16 protein-coding genes are annotated in these 19,129 nt (G+C 70.9%); 3 read left to right on the top strand and 13 right to left on the bottom strand.

Translation table 11 applies throughout. The annotated features are described in order from the left end of the window. Together ABEB03_RS32240 and ABEB03_RS32235 are read left to right on the top strand one after the other, a co-directional pair. Entirely contained in the window at window positions 1-1,299 is a 1,299-nt protein-coding gene (locus ABEB03_RS32240; RefSeq protein WP_345656356.1) for an MFS transporter, read from the top strand. A gap of 235 nt (window positions 1,300-1,534) precedes the next feature. Then, window positions 1,535-2,542 carry a sigma-70 family RNA polymerase sigma factor gene (locus tag ABEB03_RS32235; protein WP_095936218.1) on the top strand — a complete coding sequence of 336 codons (1,008 nt, stop codon included), beginning with the start codon at window positions 1,535-1,537 and terminating at the stop codon, window positions 2,540-2,542. Here ABEB03_RS32235 and ABEB03_RS32230 read toward each other — a convergent pair. After that, window positions 2,435-2,821 carry an STAS domain-containing protein gene (locus tag ABEB03_RS32230; protein WP_345656355.1) on the bottom strand — a complete coding sequence of 129 codons (387 nt, stop codon included), beginning with the start codon at window positions 2,819-2,821 and terminating at the stop codon, window positions 2,435-2,437. The two genes, ABEB03_RS32235 and ABEB03_RS32230, sit on opposite strands and share 108 nt — an antisense overlap. A 122-nt stretch (window positions 2,822-2,943) precedes the next feature. Here ABEB03_RS32230 and ABEB03_RS32225 point away from each other — a divergent pair, with 122 nt between their 5' ends. Continuing rightward, window positions 2,944-3,864 (top strand): AEC family transporter, encoded by a 921-nt coding sequence (locus ABEB03_RS32225; protein WP_345656354.1) that lies wholly within the window; start codon window positions 2,944-2,946, stop codon window positions 3,862-3,864. Between the two features lie 57 nt (window positions 3,865-3,921). Here ABEB03_RS32225 and ABEB03_RS32220 read toward each other — a convergent pair whose 3' ends face one another. From ABEB03_RS32220 to ABEB03_RS32165, 12 genes are all read right to left on the bottom strand, one after another. Then, entirely contained in the window at window positions 3,922-5,199 is a 1,278-nt protein-coding gene (locus ABEB03_RS32220; RefSeq protein WP_345656466.1) for a thymidine phosphorylase, read from the bottom strand. An 83-nt stretch (window positions 5,200-5,282) separates the two neighbouring features. Next, a complete protein-coding gene (locus tag ABEB03_RS32215) occupies window positions 5,283-5,696 on the bottom strand; it encodes a cytidine deaminase (RefSeq protein WP_345656353.1) in 414 nt (137 codons plus the stop codon). Continuing rightward, window positions 5,693-6,958 carry an ABC transporter permease gene (locus tag ABEB03_RS32210; protein ID WP_345656352.1) on the bottom strand — a complete coding sequence of 422 codons (1,266 nt, stop codon included), beginning with the start codon at window positions 6,956-6,958 and terminating at the stop codon, window positions 5,693-5,695. The genes ABEB03_RS32215 and ABEB03_RS32210 overlap by 4 nt, the downstream gene beginning before the upstream one ends. After that, complete coding sequence (locus ABEB03_RS32205) at window positions 6,955-8,079, bottom strand: ABC transporter permease (RefSeq protein ID WP_345656351.1); 1,125 nt, start codon at window positions 8,077-8,079, stop codon at window positions 6,955-6,957. The genes ABEB03_RS32210 and ABEB03_RS32205 overlap by 4 nt, the downstream gene beginning before the upstream one ends. Then, entirely contained in the window at window positions 8,079-9,746 is a 1,668-nt protein-coding gene (locus ABEB03_RS32200; RefSeq protein ID WP_345656350.1) for an ABC transporter ATP-binding protein, read from the bottom strand. Before ABEB03_RS32200 ends, ABEB03_RS32205 begins: the two co-directional genes overlap by 1 nt. A gap of 287 nt (window positions 9,747-10,033) precedes the next feature. Continuing rightward, window positions 10,034-11,083, bottom strand: a complete 1,050-nt coding sequence (locus ABEB03_RS32195) for a BMP family lipoprotein (protein ID WP_345656349.1) — start codon at window positions 11,081-11,083, stop codon at window positions 10,034-10,036. Between the two features lie 298 nt (window positions 11,084-11,381). Beyond that, the gene (locus tag ABEB03_RS32190; protein WP_345656348.1) at window positions 11,382-12,437 is read right to left on the bottom strand and encodes a BMP family lipoprotein; all 1,056 of its coding nucleotides are present in this window, start codon (window positions 12,435-12,437) and stop codon (window positions 11,382-11,384) included. A 305-nt stretch (window positions 12,438-12,742) separates the two neighbouring features. Continuing rightward, window positions 12,743-13,963: an amidohydrolase gene (locus ABEB03_RS32185; RefSeq protein ID WP_345656465.1), complete on the bottom strand. Its 1,221-nt coding sequence runs from the start codon at window positions 13,961-13,963 to the stop codon at window positions 12,743-12,745. A 349-nt stretch (window positions 13,964-14,312) separates the two neighbouring features. Then, the gene (locus ABEB03_RS32180; protein WP_345656347.1) at window positions 14,313-15,425 is read right to left on the bottom strand and encodes a hypothetical protein; all 1,113 of its coding nucleotides are present in this window, start codon (window positions 15,423-15,425) and stop codon (window positions 14,313-14,315) included. Between the two features lie 29 nt (window positions 15,426-15,454). Beyond that, on the bottom strand, window positions 15,455-16,393 hold the full coding sequence (locus tag ABEB03_RS32175) for an N-acetylneuraminate synthase family protein (protein ID WP_028802952.1): 939 nt from the start codon (window positions 16,391-16,393) through the stop codon (window positions 15,455-15,457). A gap of 14 nt (window positions 16,394-16,407) precedes the next feature. Beyond that, window positions 16,408-17,721, bottom strand: coding sequence for an N-acylneuraminate cytidylyltransferase (locus ABEB03_RS32170; protein WP_345656346.1), 1,314 nt, complete (start codon window positions 17,719-17,721; stop codon window positions 16,408-16,410). Window positions 17,722-17,801: 80 nt separating this feature from the next. Next, window positions 17,802-19,127, bottom strand: a complete 1,326-nt coding sequence (locus ABEB03_RS32165) for a DUF6716 putative glycosyltransferase (protein ID WP_345656345.1) — start codon at window positions 19,125-19,127, stop codon at window positions 17,802-17,804. Between the last annotated feature and the right edge of the window lie 2 nt (window positions 19,128-19,129).

Raw genomic sequence — 19,129 nt, 5'->3', positions numbered from 1 at the left:
ATGCCTTCCGCCAGTACCGGGGCGTCCACCACCCTGGACGCCGCCACTCCGTCCGCTTCCACCGCCTTTGCGCCCGTCTCCGGGGCCGACACCCGCATGGCCCCGGGTGGGCCGGGATACCGCCGGATGAGCTTCGCCCTCTTCCTGGCGGGCGTCGCGACCTTCGCGCTCCTCTACTCCACCCAGGCCCTCCTCCCCCTCGTCTCCACGGACTTCGGGGTCAGCGCGAGTGAGGCGAGCTGGACGGTGTCGGCGGCGACCGGCGCACTGGCCCTCTTCGTCCTGCCCATGAGCGCCCTGTCGGAGCGCTTCGGACGGCGTACGTTGATGACGGCGTCCCTGGCGGTGGCGGTGACGGTCGGGCTGCTGGTCCCCTTCGCCCCCTCGATCGGCGCGCTGGTCGCGCTGCGCGCGGTGCAGGGCGCGGCACTGGCCGGGCTCCCGGCCTCGGCGACCGCGTACCTGGCCGAGGAGGTCCGCCCCAAGGCGCTGATCACGGCGATCGGCCTGTTCGTGGCGGGCAACAGCGTCGGCGGGATGAGCGGCCGGGTCATCACCGGCTGGGTCGCGCAGGAATGGGGCTGGCGGGTCGCCGTCGGCGCGATCGGAGTGATCGCGGTGGCCTGCGCGATCGCGTTCCGGCTGCTGCTCCCCGCGCCCCGGCACTTCACGCCCGGGTCGCTGCGGCCACGAGTACTGGCCCGCACGGTCCGCGACCACCTCGCGAACCCCCTGCTGTGCCGGCTGTACGCGATCGGCGCGCTGTTCATGACGGTGTTCGGCGGGGTCTACACCGTGATCGGCTACCGCCTGACCGACGCCCCCTTCTCCCTCCCGCAGGGCATCGTCGGCTCGATCTTCCTCGTCTACCTGGTGGGCACCGTGTCCGCGTCGACCGCGGGCCGGCTCGTCACCCGGCTCGGCCGCCGGGGCGCGCTGTACCTGGCGGGCGGCACGACCACCGCGGGGCTCCTGCTCTCCCTGGCCGACTCGCTGGCGACGGTCCTGACCGGGCTGGTCCTGATCACCGCGGGCTTCTTCGCCGGGCACGCCGTGGCGTCGTCGTCCGTCAGCCACACCGCTCAGCGGGGTCGTGCCCAGGCGTCCGCGCTCTACCAGTCCGCGTACTACATCGGGTCCAGCGCCGGCAGCACGCTCGGGGCGGTCGCCTTCCACGCGGGAGGCTGGGCAGGGACCGTGGCCCTCGGTCTGTTCGCCGTCCTCGGCGTCGTCACCATCACCCTCTTCGGCTCCCACGCGGCCCGCGCCCACACCCGCACGGCGGCCACGGCCCACTGAGGTCCGCGGCCCCGCGCCGGACAGTCCGTCCGTCCGGCGATCGAGGACGAGGCCTTCCGCGCCGCTGCGCGGTTCCGCGGACGAAGCCCCGAGGACATCGGGGAGACCCGCAGCCGGACCCCTTCCGAGCTGCGGGTTCGTCCACTCCGGGGGCCATTGTCAGTGGGCTGCGGTAGCTTCCGAGGTGCTGGCGCGACGAAGCGCGGAACGGAACAGCCTCAGGGGTGGGTTGGCGATGAGCGACGGTACGGCGACGACGACAGACCTGGACGTCCGGCTGGAGAAGCACCGCGTCGAGCTGACGGGCTACTGCTACCGCATGCTCGGCTCCTCCTTCGAGGCCGAGGACGCGGTCCAGGACACGATGGTCCGCGCCTGGCGGAGCTACGACAAGTTCGAGGGCCGCTCCTCGATGCGGTCGTGGCTGTACCGCATCGCGACGAACGTCTGCCTGGACATGCTGAACGCGGGCAACCGAAGGGCTCGTCCCATGGACCTCTCCGCCCCCTCGCCGCTGGCCCAGGCGGCACTCACCCCCCGCCCGGACAACACCTGGCTGGAGCCTGTCCCCGACGCGCGTGTGCTCCCGACCACCGCCGACCCGGCCGAGGCCGCGGTCGCGAAGGAGTCGGTGCGCCTCGCCTTCATGGCGGCCCTCCAGCAACTGCCGCCCAAGCAGCGTGCCGTGCTCATCCTGCGCGAGGTGCTCGCGTGGAAGGCGAGCGAGGTCGCCGAGCTCCTCGGCACCTCGGTCGCGTCGGTCAACAGCGCGCTCCAGCGGGCCCGCGCGACGCTCGCCGACAGTGACGCGGCGGGCGCCGACGCCGCCGTGTCCGACCCGCTCGACGAGGAACAGAGCAAGCTCCTGGAGCGCTATGTCGCCGCGTTCGAGGGGTACGACATGACGGCGCTGACGGCGCTGCTGCACGAGGACGCCATCATGACGATGCCGCCGTTCGACCTCTGGCTGCGCGGCACGGACGACATCACCGGATTCATGACGACCATGGGCGCCGCGTGCGAGGGCTCGCGCCTGGTGCCGGTCGAGGTGAACGGCCTGCCCGGATTCGCGCAGTACAAGCCCGATCCGGAGGAGGGCGGGTTCACGCCCTGGGCGGTTCAGGTGCTGGAGATCTCAAAGGGGCGCATCGCCGGTTTCCACTGCTTCCTGGACACCGCCCGCTGGTTCCCGCTCTTCGGGCTCCCCCTCCGTCTCGAAGCGGAGACCGACCAGGGCGAGTAAGCCGCGCAGCGCGGGGTCCGGGTCGCGAAGCCGTATGCGGCCCCCCGCGCGCCGTGCGGTCAGCTCCAGTCGCGCCAGCGCGTCGACGACGGCCAGCCCCGGCGGACCGATCCCGGCGACGTCGCAGACCACGACCCCGCCCCCGGCCGCCGTCAGCCGGGCGAGCAGGTCGTCGCAGAGCCGGGGCACCTCGTCCCTGGTGACGAGTCCTGGCAGCACGAGTACGGCGGGTGTCGTGGAATCCACAGTCAGTAGACCGATCGGGAGCGGGGAACTCATCGCGTAGTCCGTAAAGGATCACATTGACCTGCGCCCAGCCTTCCCCGGAGGGTTAGGTGTATGCCCCAAGAATCAGCGCCTCCCGTGATGGCCGACGGCTTCCTCATCGTCGGGGAGGTGCCGTGCAGGGGGTGCTGACGGGCTTCGCGGTCATCGCCGTGGTGATCGGCGTCGGGTATGTGATCGGCCGGCGCGGCCACCTCGGGGACAACGGCCGGGAGGTGCTGACGAAGCTCGCCTTCCATGTCGCCTCCCCCGCACTGCTGTTCACGACGCTCGCGCAGGCCGACCTGTCGGTCATCTTCTCCAGCCGCCTGCTGGTCACGGCGATGAGCACGGCCGCGGCGGCCGGCGTGTTCGTCGCGGTCGGCGTCGTACGCCGCTGGGGCGTGGGCCGCACCACGATCGGCGCGCTCTGCTCCAGTTACGTCAACTCCGGGAATCTGGGCATCCCGATCGCCGTGTACGTGCTCGGTGACGCCTCGCTGGTGGCGCCCGTGCTGCTGTTCCAGCAGATCATGGTCACCCCCATCGCCCTCACCGTCCTCGACCTCACCGGGGGCGGCGAGAAGCGTCCCCTGTGGCAGCGGCTGATCACCCCGCTGCGCAACCCCATCGCGGTCGGCTCGCTCGGCGGGGTCGCGGTGTCGGCGACCGGTCTGACCGTGCCGGGACCGATCCTCGACCCGCTCCAGCTGATCGGGGGCATGTCGGTGCCCGCGGTGCTGCTGGCGTTCGGCATCTCGCTGTGCGGCAGCAGCATGCCGGGGCGCGGCTTCGACCGGCATCCGGTGCTGCTGTCCGTCGCGCTCAAGGCGGTCGGCCAGCCGTTCGCCGCCTGGGCGCTGGCCGTCGGCCTGTTCGGACTGCACGGCGCGCCGCTGCTCGACGTGGTGGTCACCTCGGCCCTGCCCGCCGCGCAGAACCTGTTCACGTACGCCTCGCGCTACCGGGTCGGCGAGACCCTGGCCCGCGAGTCGATCCTGCTGTCGACGATCCTCGCCGTGCCGGTCCTCGTGGTGGTCGCGGCCGTGCTGGGCTGACGCGGGAACGCCGACGGGGCCGGCGCCGAAGCGCCGGCCCCGTCGGGGTCGTTCCGGTCAGGCGATCCGGTCGAGCACGATCGGCGTCGCCGTGAAGTCCGTGCCGGCGTCCGCGATGTCGTACGAACCGTCGACCGCCTGCAGCGCGTACTCGAAGCGCTCCGGGGTGTCGGTGTGCAGGGTGAGCAACGGCTGGCCCGCGGTCACCGTGTCGCCCGGCTTGGCGTGCAGTTCCACGCCCGCGCCGGCCTGCACCGGGTCCTCCTTGCGGGCGCGGCCGGCACCGAGGCGCCAGGCGGCGATGCCGATGTCGTACGCGTCGAGACGGGTCAGCACGCCGGATGCCGGGGCGGTCACCACGTGCTGCTCACGGGCTACGGGCAGCGCGGCGTCCGGGTCGCCGCCCTGCGCGGCGATCATGCGGCGCCACACGTCCATCGCGGAGCCGTCGGCCAGCGCCTTCGCCGGGTCCGCGTCCTTGATGCCGGCGGCGTCGAGCATCTCGCGCGCGAGGGCGACGGTGAGGTCGACGACGTCGGCCGGGCCGCCGCCCGCCAGGACCTCCACGGACTCGCGGACCTCCAGGGCGTTGCCCGCGGTCAGGCCGAGCGGCGTCGACATGTCGGTGAGCAGCGCGACCGTCTTGACCCCGTGGTCGGTGCCGAGGCCCACCATCGTGGACGCCAGCTCCCGCGCGTCCTCGATGGTCTTCATGAAGGCGCCGGTGCCGACCTTCACGTCCAGGACGAGCGAGCCGGTGCCCTCCGCGATCTTCTTCGACATGATCGAGGAGGCGATCAGCGGGATCGCCTCGACCGTGCCGGTCACATCGCGCAGCGCGTACAGCTTCTTGTCCGCGGGGGCCAGGCCGTCGCCCGCCGCGCAGATCACCGCGCCGGTCGTGTCGAGGACGTCCAGCATCTCCTCGTTGGACAGCAGCGCGCGCCAGCCGGGGATGGACTCCAGCTTGTCGAGCGTGCCGCCGGTGTGGCCGAGGCCGCGTCCGGACAGCTGCGGGACCGCGGCACCGCAGGCCGCCACGAGGGGCGCCAGCGGGAGCGTGATCTTGTCACCGACGCCACCCGTCGAGTGCTTGTCGGCCGTCGGGCGGGACAGCGAGGAGAAGTCCATGCGCTCGCCGGAGGCGATCATCGCCGCGGTCCAGCGGGCGATCTCGCGGCGGTTCATGCCGTTGAGCAGGATCGCCATGTTGAGCGCGGCCATCTGGTAGTCGGCGACCTCGCCGCGGGTGTACGCGTCGACGACCCAGTCGATCTGCGCGTCGCTGAGCTCACCGCGGTCCCGCTTGGTGCGGATGACGGAGACGGCGTCCATGGCCATGGCTTTCCTTCCGAAGAAATGGGGCGGCCCCTCCCGGCGGGATCAGGAGATCACAGGACCGGGAGGGGCCGCGGGAATTACTGGGCGAGATGGCCGGGCCCGAAGGCCTGCGGCAGCATCTCGGAGAGCGGCAGGACTCCGGCCGGGGTCTCCAGCAGCAGCTCGGGACCGCCGAACTCGAAGAGCAGCTGGCGGCAGCGTCCGCACGGGACGAGGATCTCGCCCTGTCCGTCGACACACGTGAAGTGCGTCAGCCGGCCGCCGCCCGTGTTCTGCAGCTGGGAGACCAGACCGCACTCGGCGCACAGCCCGAGCCCGTACGAGGCGTTCTCGACATTGCAGCCGGAGACGGTCCGGCCGTCGTCGACGAGGGCCGCGCAGCCGACCGGGTAGCCCGAGTACGGGGAGTACGAGCGGGACATGGCGTCCCGCGCGACGGCCCGCAGGGCCTCCCAGTCGACGTCCGCGGATCCCGCGCCGGCGGCGGTCACTTGCCCTGTCCCTTCCGGTACGGCATGCCGTCCGCCTTCGGCATCCGCAGGCGCTGCGCCGAGAGCGAGAGGACGAGCAGGGTGATGACGTACGGCGTGGCCGAGACGATCTGGTTCGGCACCTCGTCGGTGAGGGAGTACCAGAGGAACACGAGCACACCGACGGCCAGGGTGATCACGGAGGTCACGTACTTCTTCTTGACCACCGACCAGATCGCGCCGATGACGAGCAGGATGGCACCGAGGAGCAGCAGCGCGTGGACGTTCTCGGCGCCGCCGCGCAGGTTGAGGCTGTCGGTGTAGCCGAACAGGCCGGCGCCGATGGCGAGTCCGCCCGGCATCCAGTTGCCGAAGATCATCGCGGCGAGACCGATGTAGCCGCGACCGCTGGTCTGGCCCTCCAGGTAGAAGGGGTTGGCGACGATCGACAGGAAGACACCGCCGAGGCCGGCCAGGCCACCGGAGATGATCACGGCCAGGTACTTGTACTTGTAGACGTTGACACCGAGCGACTCGGCCGCGATCGGGTTCTCGCCGCAGGACCGCAGGCGCAGACCGAAGGGCGTACGCCACAGGATCCACCAGGTGGCCGGGATCAGCGCGACGGCGATCAGGGTCAGCCAGGAGACGTTGGTGACCAGGCCGCCGAGCAGACCCGCGATGTCCGAGAGGAAGAACCAGCCCTTGGAGTTGAGCGTGCTGAGCCAGTCGGAGAGTCCCGGCACCGTGAAGTGGCCGAGGGACTCGACCGGCGGGGACTGCTTGGCCGAGCCGCCCTGGACGCCCTCGAAGGCGAGGGGGGCCAGGTAGCGGGTGGCACCGAGCGCCAGGATGTTGATGGCCACACCGGAGACGATGTGGTTGACGTTGAAGGTGACGGTGATGATCGCGTGCAGCAGGCCGCCGATCGCGCCGCCGATGATGCCGACCAGGACACCGGTCCACGGACCCCACTGGTAGCCGGCCCAGGCGCCGAACCAGGTGCCGAGGATCATCATGCCTTCGAGGCCGATGTTGACGACGCCCGAGCGCTCCGCCCAGAGGCCGCCGAGACCGGCGAGGCCGATCGGGACGGCCAGCTGGAGCGCGGTCGACATCTGACTCACGTTGGTGATGCCGTCGGCGCCCGTGATGATGCGGACGATCGAGGTCAGCGCCAGGCCGCCCGCGATGACCAGCAGGAGGACGGGGAGCGACAGCCGGCGGCTGCCGGGTGCCGCGGGCTGCAGCGTGGGCTGGTTGACGTCGGTTGCGGTGGTCATCGGCCAGCCACCTCCTTCTCGGTGTTGTTGGCGGCGCCGAGGACGTGGCCCGCGGCGAGTTCCGCGCCGACACGGCGCTGCTGACGGCGCAGACCCCACTCGCGCACGGCCTCGTACGAGACCACGACCGCGATCACGATCAGGCCCTGCATGATGACCGCGATCTCCTTGTCGTAGCCGTGGAAGTCCAGCTCGGGCGACGCCTTGTCGAGCCAGGCCCACAGCAGGGCCGCGAAGGCGATGCCCACCGGGCTGTTGCGGCCGAGCAGCGCGATGCCGATGCCGAGGAAGCCGATGCCGGTCGGGAAGTTCAGGCTGTACGTGTGCGTGTCGCCGAGCAGGATCGGCAGGCCCGCGAGGCCGGCCATGCCGCCGGAGACGAGCATGGCGGTGAGCACCATGCGCTTGGGGTCCACACCGCTGGCCGAGGCGGCGCTCTCCGAGGCGCCGGAGGCGCGCAGGTCGAAGCCGAAGCGGGTGCGGTTGAGGACGACCCAGTAGCCGATGCCGAGGACGACCGCGAGGATCACGAGGCCGTAGATCTCTCCGGCCTCGCCCATGTTGAAGCCGGGCACCCAGCCGGACTCGTGCATCTCGCCGGTGGTGTTGTTGTTGCCGACCTTGACGCCGAAGACGCTGGGCAGCCACAGGTAGGCGATGACGGAGGTCGCGATCGCGTTGAGCATGATCGTCGCGACGACCTCGCTGACGCCGCGGGTGACCTTGAGGACACCGGCGATGCCGGCCCAGAACGCACCGGTGAAGACCGCGGTCAGGATCAGCAGCGGGACCTGGAGCGCCGCGGGCAGCGCGACGTGGGCGCCGACGACCGCGGCCATCATGGCGGCGAGCTGGTACTGACCGTCCACGCCGATGTTGAACAGGTTCATCCGGAAGCCGATGGCCACCGCGAGGGCCGCGATGTAGTACAGCGAGGCCTGGTTGACGATCAGGACCTGGATGTCGGAGAACGTGGCCTGCTCGAACATGATCGAGTACGGCTCGATCGGGTTCTTGCCCGATGCGATCAGCACGACCGAGGTCAGCGCCACGGCCACGACGAGCGCGATGACCGGCCCGGCCACCGCGAGGAGCAGGCGCTCCTTGTCGAACTTCTTCATCAGCGGGCCTCGTCTTCCGGGGCGTCTGCCGGGGTTTCGGCGTGCTCTTCGAGCTCCGCCTGCGCTGCGAGCTCTTCGTTCTCGAGGTGTCCGGAGGCGGCGCCGGTCATGGCCGAGCCGAGCTCCTCCGGGGTGATGGTGGCCGGGTCGGCGTCCGCGACGAGCCGGCCGTTGTAGATCACCCGGAGAGTGTCGGACAGGCCGATCAGCTCGTCCAGGTCCGCGGAGATCAGCAGCACGGCCAGGCCCTCGCGACGCGCCGCACGGATCTGGTCCCAGATCTGCGCCTGCGCGCCGACGTCCACACCGCGAGTGGGGTGGGCGGCGATCAGGAACTTCGGGTTGTGGCTCATCTCGCGGCCGACGATCAGCTTCTGCTGGTTGCCGCCGGACAGGGAGGCGGCGGTGACGTCGATGCCGGGCGTACGGACGTCGTACTCCTTGACGATCCGCTTGGTGTCCTCCTGGGCGCCCTTGATGTCGAGCCAGACGCCCTTCGCGTTGGGCTTCTCGGTGACGTGACCGAGGATGCGGTTCTCCCAGAGCGGGGCTTCCAGGAGGAGACCGTGGCGGTGGCGGTCCTCGGGGATGTAGCCGATGCCCTGCTCGCGGCGCTTGCGGGTGGCCCAGGCGGTGATGTCCTCGCCGAGGAAGCTGACGGAGCCGGAATCGGCGCGCTTGAGGCCGATCAGCGCGTCGATGAGCTCGGTCTGGCCATTGCCCTCGACGCCGGCGATGCCCATGACCTCGCCCGCGTGGATGGTGAAGGTGACGTCGTCGAGGACACGCTTGACCGCGTCGGCGGTCTCGGCCTTGTCCTCCGCGACCAGGCCGCTGTCCGGCGTCGGCTCGGCGAGGTCGCCGAGGGAGGCGCCACCGCTGGCGAAGGCCGTGAGGCCCTTGACCTGGATGACCGGCTGGTCCGTGACGGTGGACTCCGCGGTCTCCGGCGTCGGCAGCTCGCTGCCGACCATCAGCTCGGCGAGCTGGCGGGGCGTCGTCTCGGAGGGGACGGCGGTGCCGACCGTCGTACCGCGGCGGATGACCGTGATGTCGTCGGCGACCGACAGGACCTCGCCCAGCTTGTGCGAGATGAAGATGACGGACAGGCCCTCGGACTTGAGCTCGCGCAGGTTGTCGAAGAGTGCGTCGACCTCCTGCGGCACGAGGACGGCGGTGGGCTCGTCCAGGATCAGGATGCGGGCGCCGCGGTAGAGGACCTTGAGGATCTCCACACGCTGGCGGTCGGCGACACCGAGGTTCTCGACCAGGACGTCGGGGCGGACGCCCAGGCCGTAGCGCTCGGAGATCTCCGCGATCTTGCGGCGGGCCTTGGCGCCGATGCCGTACAGCTTCTCGCTGCCCAGGACGACGTTCTCCAGGACGGTGAGGTTGTCGGCCAGCATGAAGTGCTGGTGGACCATGCCGATGCCGCGCACGATGGCGTCGGCGGGCGACGAGAAGGTGACCTGCTCGCCGTCGACGGCGATGGTGCCCTCGTCCGGCTTCTGCATGCCGTAGAGGATCTTCATCAGCGTCGACTTGCCGGCACCGTTCTCGCCGACCAGAGCGTGGACCGTGCCCTTGCGGACGCTGAGGTGGATGTCATGGTTGGCCACGACACCGGGGAACCGCTTGGTGATCCCGGCGAGTTCGACAGCGGTCACCTGACCGTTGACCGCGCCGGCCGGAGGGCTGCTGGACGCGTTGATGGCGCACTCTCCTGAGGGAAAGGGGGTCGTCTACGCGCGTAGCGCCCCTACGGCAACGAAGGGGGCCACGCCCCGCGAGAACGGGATACGGGGAGCCAGACTCCTCGTATCCCGTTGAGCGGACGTAACCCCGCGGTTACCAAGCGGCTCCGAGGCAGGACAGGTGCGCTCCCGTGCCGCGCGGCAGGGGGTTGCGCCTGTACGTCCTCGAAGCCGCATGGCTGCTCCTGAGGTCTTGCTCGTCAGCTGGTCTTGACCTTGATCTTGCCGCTGACGATCTTCTCCTGGGCCGCCTTGACGGCGTCCTGGATCGCCTTGTCGCTCTTGAACTCCGGGTTGGAATCGGCCAGGCCGACCTCACCGGTCTTCAGATCGCCCCGTACGATACCGGTCTCCGGCTTGCCATCCTCGACCGACTTCGCAAGGTTGTACACAGCGCTCGCCACGTTCTTGGTCGCCGAAGTCAGGATCGAGTCCTTGTACTTGGCCAGCGCTTCCTGCTGGTACTGGTCGGAGTCGACACCGATCGCCCACACCTTGTTGGCGGCGGCGGCCTCGATGACACCCTGACCGGACAGACCGGCCGCCGCGTAGACGACGTCGGCCTTCTTCTCGATCTGGCCCTCGGCGGCCGTCTTGCCCTTGTCGGGGCTGGAGAAGCCGCCCTCCTCGGCGGTCTGCGTCAGGTACTGGGAGAGGACCTTGACGCCCGGCTTGGTGTCCTTGACGCCCTGCTCGAAGCCCGCCTCGAACTTGTGGATCAGCGGAACGTCCACACCGCCCACGAAGCCGACCGTGTCGGACTTGGTGGCCTTGGCGGCCGCGACACCGGCGAGGTAGGAGGCCTCCTGCTCGGAGAAGACCAGGTCCGCGACGTTCTTCGACGTGACGGTGGAGTCGTCGACGATGCCGAAGGTGGTGTCGGGGTACTTCTCCGCGGCGGCCTTGATGGCCGGGCCGTAGGCGTAGCCGATGCCGATGACCGGGTTGTAGCCCTGCTTGGCCAGCGAGACCAGGCGCTGCGTCTTGTCCGCGTCCGTCTCGCCGTCGGTGGGCTCGACGTCGGCGGTCTCGTACTTGAACTCCGCCTTCGCCTTCTTCAGGCCCTCGAACGCGGCGTCGTTGAAGGACTGGTCGCCCTTGCCGCCGACGTCGTACGCGATGGCGAGGCCCTTGTCGCCCTTGCTGTCCGAGGACGAGCTGGAGGTCGAGGTGCCGCCACAGGCGGAGAGAGCGAGGGCGAGAGAGGCGGTCGCAGTACCTGCGAGCGCGATGCGGGTAACCCGGCGCATGTGTTGTGCTCCTGTCGTACAAGCGCCTGACGGTTCAGCTTCGGCGCTGGCTTCGCCGCAGATTAACGCGCGTAGACCAACTAGAAAACCCCTTCTGTCCACCTTGTTATCCGGCTGTGCCCGACGCCACGCGCGCGCCGTGCGGAGACTTGCCGAACGCAAAGGCGCTGTGGCGGTGGGTGACCTGCGCGGGGCGCACGAGAGCGGGCGGGCACCATGGGTGCCCGCCCGCTCTGTGTAACTTCGACCACATTCGCCGGTTCCGGCGGGGGCGAGCCTCAGCGCGCCCGTGCGGTCACTACTCGGTCTTGACCTTGATGGAGCCGCCGACGATGCCCTCCTTGGCCTTGGCCACGGCGTCGGTGAGGCCGGAGATCTCCGCCATCTTCGGGTTGCTGTCGGCGAGGCCGACGCCGTTCACCTTCAGGTCGAAGGTCTGCGTGCCGGTCAGCGGCTTGCCGTCCTTGACGGACTTGGCGAGCGAGTACACGGCACCGCCGACGTCCTTGAGCGCGGAGGTCAGGATGTAGTCCTTGTACTTGGCCAGCGCTTCCTGCTTGTACTGGTCGGAGTCGACGCCGATCGCCCACACCTTCGCCTTGGCGGCGGCCTCGATCACGCCCTGCCCGGACAGGCCGGCCGCCTGGTAGACGACGTCGGCCTTCTTCTCGATCTGACCCTCGGCGGCGGCCTTGCCCTTGTCGGGGCTGGAGAAGCCGCCCTCCTCGGCGGTCTGCGTCAGGTACTGGGAGAGGACCTTGACGCCCGGCTTGGTGTCCTTGACGCCCTGCTTGTAGCCCGCCTCGAACTTGTGGATCAGCGGGATGTCCACACCGCCCACGAAGCCGACCGTGTTGGACTTGGTGGCCTTGGCGGCCGCGACACCGGCGAGGTAGGAGGACTCCTGCTCGGCGAAGACCAGGGACGCCACGTTGTCGCCCTCGACGACCGAGTCGACGATGCCGAAGCTGGTCTTCGGGTACTTCTTGGCCACCGCCTCCAGGGCGGGACCGTAGGCGAAGCCGATGCCGATGACCGGGTTGTAGCCCTGCTTGGCCAGCGACGCGAGACGCTGCTCCTTGTCGGCGTCGGTCTCGCCGTCGGTGGGCTCGATGTCGGCGGTGGCGTACTTGAACTCCGCCTTCGCCTTCTTCAGGCCCTCGTACGCGGCGTCGTTGAAGGACTGGTCGCCCTTGCCGCCGACGTCGTAGGCAATGGCGAGACCCTTGCCGGTCTTGCTGCTGTCGCCGCTGCCCTTGTCGCTGTCATTGCTGGTGCCGCCGCAGGCCGTGGCGGCGAGTGCGAGCGACGCGACCCCCACCGCGACGCGGGTCAGGCTGGATATCCGACGCATCTGAAGTTCCCCATTCTCCAAAGCCCCGCAGTGGGTGCTGAGTTCGGCGCAGATTAACGCGCGTAGACCGTCCAGGGAACGGGGTACCGCGTGGCCGTTATCCATTCGTGCCGATGGCCGGTTACGTCCTTGTGAACCACGGGGCCGAAAGGAGCAAGGGGGCGCACAACACCCGCCACCGGCATCACCCTTCGCGTCCGCAAGGAGCGGGCCGCGTGACGAGGCCCGTGGCCACGGATGGCTCGGCCCACGCTACTGCGCGACGGTGAAGGGCGCGACCGAGTCGCCGGTCGCGCCCGCCCTCCTCACGCGTCGGCGTCCAGCAGTGCCGCCGCCGTGAACAGCTCGACGCCGACGGTGATGGCCGACTCGTCCGCGTCGAAGTCGCCGCGGTGCAGGTCGCGGGTGGTGCGGTCGCCCGGAGTGCGCACCCCGAGGCGGGCCATCGCGCCCGGCACATGCTCCAGGTACCAGGAGAAGTCCTCGCCGCCGAGGCTCTGTTCGGTGTCCTCGATGGAGTGCGCCCCGCGCCGTGCGGTCATCGCGTGGCGCAGGAGCTCCGAGACGGCCGGGTCGTTGACGACCGGGGGGACGCCGCGGATGTAGTTGATCTCGGACTTGGCGCGGTAGAGGTTCGCGATCTCGTCGATCGCGGCGTGCAGCAGGTCGGGCGCGGCCCGCCAGGCCTCCAGGTCCAGGCAGCGCACGGTCCCGGAGAGCTCGGCGTGCTGCGGGATGACGTTGCAGGCGTGGCCCGACTCGATACGGCCCCAGGTCACGGCGAGCCCGCTGCGGGCGTCGACGCGCCGGGAGACGAGGGCCGGCACGTCGGTGACGACACGGGCGGCCGCGGTGACGAGGTCGGTGGTGAGGTGCGGGCGCGCGGTGTGCCCGCCCGCGCCGTCGAGTGAGACCTCGAGCCGGTCGCACGCCGAGGTGATGGCGCCGTGCCGCAGTCCGATGCGCCCCGCGTCCACCCTCGGGTCGCAGTGCACGCCGATGATGCGCCCCACGCCGTCGAGGACGCCCGAGTCGATCGCGTCCGGGGCGCCGCCGGGCAGCACCTCCTCCGCGGGCTGGAAGATCAGCCGCACGGGGCGGGGCAGCCGCCCCTCGCGGTGCAGCTCGGCGAGGACCAGCCCGGCGCCGAGCACGACCGTCGTGTGGATGTCGTGGCCGCAGGCATGGGCACGGTCGGGCACGGTGGACCGGTACGCGCAGTCGGTCTTGGTGTCCGGGATGGGCAGCGCGTCGATGTCGGCGCGCAGCGCGAGCATGGGCCGTACGTCGTCCCGGTCGCCGATGTCGCAGATGAGTCCGGTGCCGATGGCGAGCACTCGCGGCTGGAGGCCGGCCTGCTCCAGGCGCGCCTTGAGCGCCGCTGTGGTGCGGAACTCCTGGTTGCCGAGCTCGGGGTGCATGTGCAGGTCTCGGCGGAACGCAACGAGTTCGGCGCGCAGTGCCTCGGGCAGCGCGCCGGGGAGCAGCGGTTCCCCGGGGAGATCGGCCTCGGACTCTCGGGACATCAGTTGGTTCACCCTTTGAAGGGTAGGGCGATCGGGCGGCCGACCGACCCACGATCAACAAAACTTCAGCCCGTTAGGGGAAGAAAAATCGGCCGCGCACCGCATAGCTATTGGCGGGGATGGGTAAACTCGCCCGGCTTTCCGAGCGATTGGATCTTGGGCCGATGTGGTGACCGGCCCTCGATTCCGGTCCGCGAGGGCGCGCGGAACCCTTCCGGGGAACGCTCGGGGTTCCCGAGGCCATTCCCGTACCCCACGCATACCACGTCCGCGCCCTTCACCCGCCGCCGGACGCTCATGTGAGCGCCACTGTTCCAACACGGGGCGTGCGCCTCGGGGTGTCGAGGCGTCAGGCCGTGCTCACCGCCGAGAGCCGGTGGACGTCGCGTGCGGTGCCCGTGACCCCCGACAGGAAGCCCTGCGCGCGCGGGGAGGCGTTCTCCGTCAGCCAGGCCGGGTCGATGTCGCAGACGGCCACGCGGACCTCGGTGCCCACGAGGGCGAGCGGGAGGGTGTGGACGACCGTCGACGGGAAGCTCAGGATCGTACGGCCGATGGGGCCGCGGCGGGCGATCAGTTCGAGGGGCAGGTCGGGGCGGACGATCTCCAGCCCGGTCTCGGCGGCCAGCCGGTGCAGCTTGTCGGCACTCTCGCGGCGGTGCGCGAAGTAGCGGGTCGCGCCGTGGGCGGCGGCGAGGGAGCGCACCGCCTCCAGGTAGCGGTCCGGGTCGACGACCCCGGTCTCGACGAGGGACGTGCCGACGAGGTCGGCGCCCTTGGTGATGCGGGGCGGCCCGAAGCGGGCGCGGGTCCATGAGAAGTCGTTGGCGGTGACGCGGACGCCGTCTGGTGCCGATTCGATCGGCATGGAGGAGAAGACCTCGACCGTGCGGTGCTCGGTCGGGGTGAGACGGCGGCGGGCCGAGGCGGAGACCGGCGCGAAGAGCACGTCGCGCGGGCCGGGGCGGCCGCCGCGCCGGTGCCAGCGCACGAGGCGCTCGCCGCGGGCGAGCTGGGCGACGAACTCCATCGTCGCCGTGCCGTCGTCGACCACGACCAGGTCCTGGGCCCGGGTGATGGTCAGCAGCAGCTGCACGTACCGGGAGAAGGGGTCCCCCATGACGATGCGGCGGGCCCGGCGGAGCAGGGGGGCCAGTCCCCCGATGGTGTGGAAGGGGGCGGTGGTGCCGCCGCGTGCCTCCTCCCAGCGGACCTCGTGGCCCTCGTCGCGGGCCAGCTCGGCCATGCGGCGCAACTGGCCCCGGGTCATCGGGTCGTTCGGGGACAGGACGACGAGGGTGAGCTCCGCGCCGGGCGCCGTCGCGCGGGTGAGCCCCGCGTCGGCCGCCGCCGCGGCACTGTGGGCGTGCGTGTGCGCCCACTCCAGCACGTTCAGGAGCTGTACCGGACTCTCGACGAAGGCGAGGATGTGGCTGCCGGCGGAACCGGCGCGGGGGCTCATCGGTGTACGACCGTCCCGTCGTAAGGCGCTCAGACCGCGACCGGCTCGCCCGCGGCGGCGGCGATCTCCGCCTCGGCGACGACGCCCGCGACACGGCGCAGCTTCTTCATGGGGCCGAGCTCGGACTCGTAGACCTTCTTGACGCCGTCACCGAGGGAGGCCTCGATGGTGCGGATGTCACGGACGAGGCGGGTCAGGCCCTGCGGCTCGACGGAGGCCGCCTGGTCGGAGCCCCACATGGCGCGGTCGAGGGTGATGTGGCGCTCGACGAAGGTGGCGCCCAGGGCGACCGCGGCGAGCGTGGTCTGCAGGCCGGTCTCGTGGCCCGAGTAGCCGATCGGGACGTTCGGGTACTCGGCCTGCAGGGTGTTGATGACGCGCAGGTTGAGCTCCTCGGCCTTGGCCGGGTAGGTCGACGTGGCGTGGCACAGCAGGATGTTGTCCGAGCCGAGGACCTCGACCGCGTGACGGATCTGCTTCGGGGTCGACATGCCGGTGGACAGGATGACCGTGCGGCCGGTGGCGCGCAGCGAACGCAGCAGCTCGTCGTCGGTCAGGGACGCGGACGCGACCTTGTGGGCCGGGACGTCGAACTTCTCCAGGAAGGCGACGGCCTCGGTGTCCCACGGGGAGGCGAACCAGGCGATGCCCTTCTCCTTGGAGTACTCGTCGATCTGGCGGTACTCGTCCTCACCGAACTCCACGCGGTGGCGGTAGTCGATGTAGGTCATGCGGCCCCAGGGGGTGTCGCGCTCGATGTCCCACTGGTCGCGCGGGGTGCAGATCTCCGGCGTGCGCTTCTGGAACTTCACGGCGTCGCAGCCGGCCTCGGCGGCGGCGTCGATCAGCTTGAAGGCGTTCTCGAGCTCGCCGTTGTGGTTGATGCCGATCTCGCCGACGACGTAGACGGGGTGGCCCGGGCCGGCGGTCTTCGAACCGAAGGTGCGCAGACGGGAGTTGGTGCTCATGGTGGAGAAGTTCCTTACTTGTCGAGGGAATCGAGAGAGGGGCCGAGGATCCAGCTGGCGATCTCTCGGATCGCGCCGTCACCACCGGGGACGGTGGTGACCGCGCGTGCGGCGCCGCGCACGACGTCGTGGGCGCTCGCGACCGCCACGGGCCAGCCGACGAGGGCGAAGCACGGGAGGTCGTTGACGTCGTTGCCGACGTAGAGCACGCGCTCAGGCGCGATGCCCTGCTCCTCGCACCACTGCTTCAGTGCGAGGTCTTTCCGGTCGATGCCGTGCAGCACGGGGATCTGGAGCTTGCGTGCGCGTGCGGCGACGACCGGGTTCTTCTCCGTGGACAGGACGAGCATCGTCAGGCCGCTCCTGCGGAGGGCCGCGATGCCGAGGCCGTCCCCGCGGTGCACGGAGACGATCTCCCGTCCGTCGGAGTCGATCAGCACCCTGTCGTCGGTCTGGGTGCCGTCGAAGTCGAGGACGACCGCGTCGATGTCGTCGGCGGTCGGGAGGGAGCCGGGACGGTTGGCGTCGAAGAGCGGCGCGAGGGCACGGGCACGGGCGAGGTCGTGCGGGTCGTCGATCTCCAGGACCCGCGCGGGGTCGGTGCGCACCAGCTCGGTGCGGCCGAAGAAGCGGTGCTTGTGCTCGCGCAGCCCCGTCGCGTCCATCGCGTAGGCCGCGCCGGTCTCCAGGAGGTCCTGGGGGCGGTCCTGGCGCCGGGGGCGGAAGGACTTGTCGTGGTTGACTCCGTAGCCGCCGTCCGTGCCGGTGGAGTTGGCGACCTTGGTGGTGCCTCCCGCGCCGGCCGCGCTCGCCTCGGCGGTGTGCGCGGTGTCCACGACGGCGGGGTCGTCGGCCGCGTCCCGCCAGATGAACCCGTGGAACGGGGCCACGGTCAGGGCGGTGTCCGCGCCGTTCTCGACGACCGCCGCGGCGACGCCGTCGATGTCCTCGCGGACGATGAACGGGCTGGTGCACTGGACGAGGAGGACCACGTCGACGGCCGAGCCGTGCAGCGCCTCGTGGGCGTCCATGGCGTGCAGGACGGCGGCCTCGGAGGTCGCGGTGTCGCCGGCGATGGCGGCGGGGCGCAGCACGACCTCGGCGCCGGCCTGCCGTGCCGCCGCAGCGATCGCCTGGTCGTCCGTGGAGACCACGACGTCCGTGACGAGGCGGGTCGCGCGGCACTCGCGCACCGCGCGGGCCACCAGCGGCACACCGCCGACCGGGAGGAGGTTCTTCGCGGGCACGCCCTTGGAGCCGCCGCGCGCGGGGATCACCGCGAGCACCCGGCGCATCGGCGCCGCTTGGTCCGCTTCCTGATGGGTCATGCGCTGTTCTCCTTGACGAGGGAGGCGAGAGAGGCGTGGGGGGCGGGGGTTTCCGCGCGCGTCGCTCCGGTCGGCGGCGCTCACAGCTCGCCCATCCGCCGGATCACCGGTGCCACGCGCTGGACGCCGTGGCGGTAGGCGCCGCGGGCCGCCCGGCGCACGATCTGCCGTACGGGGCTGGGCTCCTTGTCCGCCGCGGGCGCGCCGGGCAGCGGGCTGCCGTCCGGGCCGAGGTGGTGGCGGGCGAGGATGCCGGGCAGGTAGCCGGGCGCGGTGACGGGCGTGTAGTAGGGCGCGAGCGGCGGCAGGCTCCCGGCCTCCAGCAGTTCGCCGATGCGCAGGCGCGCCCCGTCGAAGGCCGTCTCGTAGGAGCCGTGCCGGGAGGAGGGGCCCCCGGCGACGACGCCCTGCCGGGCCACCCAGGCCGCGTCGGGCGTGGGCCGGTGTCCGTCGTCGAGCTGGTCCCAGGAGGCGAGGCAGCCGGAGCCGACGAAGTGGTGGTTGCCGAGCGCCTCGCGCACCCCGAGGTCGGTCAGGACGACGGTGGGGATGCGCCGGTGCAGCGACTCCAGGGCCGCGGTGGAGCTGACGGTGACCAGCAGGTCGGTACGGTCCAGGACCTCGCCCATGTGCCCGTACACGAGGCGGAAGTTGGGCGGCAGGTCGGTCTTCTGCGCCAGCTTCTGGTAGGGCAGTTCCTCGATGTGCGTGGTGTGCTCGCCCGGCTTGGAGCGCAGTTTGAGCAGCACCTCGCGCTCCGGGTGCAGGCGGGCGTGCCCGATCAGCCGGTCGAGCAGGTACGTGCGGTCCTTGCGGCTCTCCGGCACGGAGGGCTGCGCGGCGAAGACGACCGTGTACGGGTCGTTTCCGGTGTAGTCCGCACCGCCGAGGAAGGGCAGCGCGACCTCGGTCACCGAGGAGGCGTCGGCGCCCACTCCTTCGTACACGGCCCGGAACCGGTCCGCGTCCTGGCGGGAGTTGGCGAGGACCAGGTCCGCGCCGTGCCGCAGGAGCAGGCCGTCGGCGAGCTTCTCGTAGACGACGCCGACGTAGCCGGTGACGACCACGGGCCGCCGCGTGCGCCCGTCCCAGGCGTGGGCGAGGCCGTGCAGCATCGCCTGGACGGCGCCGCCGACCAGCGCGAGGACCAGGACGTCGTACGGCTCCTTCGCCATCTCGCGCAGGAATTCGACGGCGGTGACCTCGCGGAGGGAATCCGCGCGGACGCCGACCTCTTCGAGCTGGCGGGCGGTGGGAGTGGCACGGCCGCGCAGGAGGAAGCCGTCGAGGCGCATGTCCGATTCGGCAGGGGAAAGGCGGTTCGCGGTGAGCGAGCCCCATTTCCACCGGGTATCGGAATCCGCGAGGACGGCCACCCGCAGGGACTTCGTGGTACTTGCTGGCACGT

The sequence above is a fragment of the Streptomyces siamensis genome, from assembly GCF_039543605.1.
In the GTDB taxonomy this organism is placed as follows: domain Bacteria; phylum Actinomycetota; class Actinomycetes; order Streptomycetales; family Streptomycetaceae; genus Streptomyces; species Streptomyces siamensis.
This window is presented reverse-complemented; position numbering and strand designations above follow the sequence as displayed.

Excerpts from the sequence above, each read along its gene's own strand:
- ABEB03_RS32235 (WP_095936218.1), top strand. The coding sequence starts at position 1,535 with ATGAGCGACGGTACGGCGACGACGACAGACCTGGACGTCCGGCTGGAG.
- ABEB03_RS32180 (WP_345656347.1), bottom strand. The coding sequence starts at position 15,425 with ATGAGCCCCCGCGCCGGTTCCGCCGGCAGCCACATCCTCGCCTTCGTC.
- ABEB03_RS32195 (WP_345656349.1), bottom strand. The coding sequence starts at position 11,083 with ATGCGCCGGGTTACCCGCATCGCGCTCGCAGGTACTGCGACCGCCTCT.
- ABEB03_RS32240 (WP_345656356.1), top strand. The coding sequence starts at position 1 with ATGCCTTCCGCCAGTACCGGGGCGTCCACCACCCTGGACGCCGCCACT.
- ABEB03_RS32190 (WP_345656348.1), bottom strand. The coding sequence starts at position 12,437 with ATGCGTCGGATATCCAGCCTGACCCGCGTCGCGGTGGGGGTCGCGTCG.
- ABEB03_RS32175 (WP_028802952.1), bottom strand. The coding sequence starts at position 16,393 with ATGAGCACCAACTCCCGTCTGCGCACCTTCGGTTCGAAGACCGCCGGC.
- ABEB03_RS32205 (WP_345656351.1), bottom strand. The coding sequence starts at position 8,079 with ATGAAGAAGTTCGACAAGGAGCGCCTGCTCCTCGCGGTGGCCGGGCCG.
- ABEB03_RS32230 (WP_345656355.1), bottom strand. The coding sequence starts at position 2,821 with ATGAGTTCCCCGCTCCCGATCGGTCTACTGACTGTGGATTCCACGACA.
- ABEB03_RS32210 (WP_345656352.1), bottom strand. The coding sequence starts at position 6,958 with ATGACCACCGCAACCGACGTCAACCAGCCCACGCTGCAGCCCGCGGCA.
- ABEB03_RS32170 (WP_345656346.1), bottom strand. The coding sequence starts at position 17,721 with ATGACCCATCAGGAAGCGGACCAAGCGGCGCCGATGCGCCGGGTGCTC.
- ABEB03_RS32185 (WP_345656465.1), bottom strand. The coding sequence starts at position 13,963 with ATGTCCCGAGAGTCCGAGGCCGATCTCCCCGGGGAACCGCTGCTCCCC.
- ABEB03_RS32220 (WP_345656466.1), bottom strand. The coding sequence starts at position 5,199 with ATGGACGCCGTCTCCGTCATCCGCACCAAGCGGGACCGCGGTGAGCTC.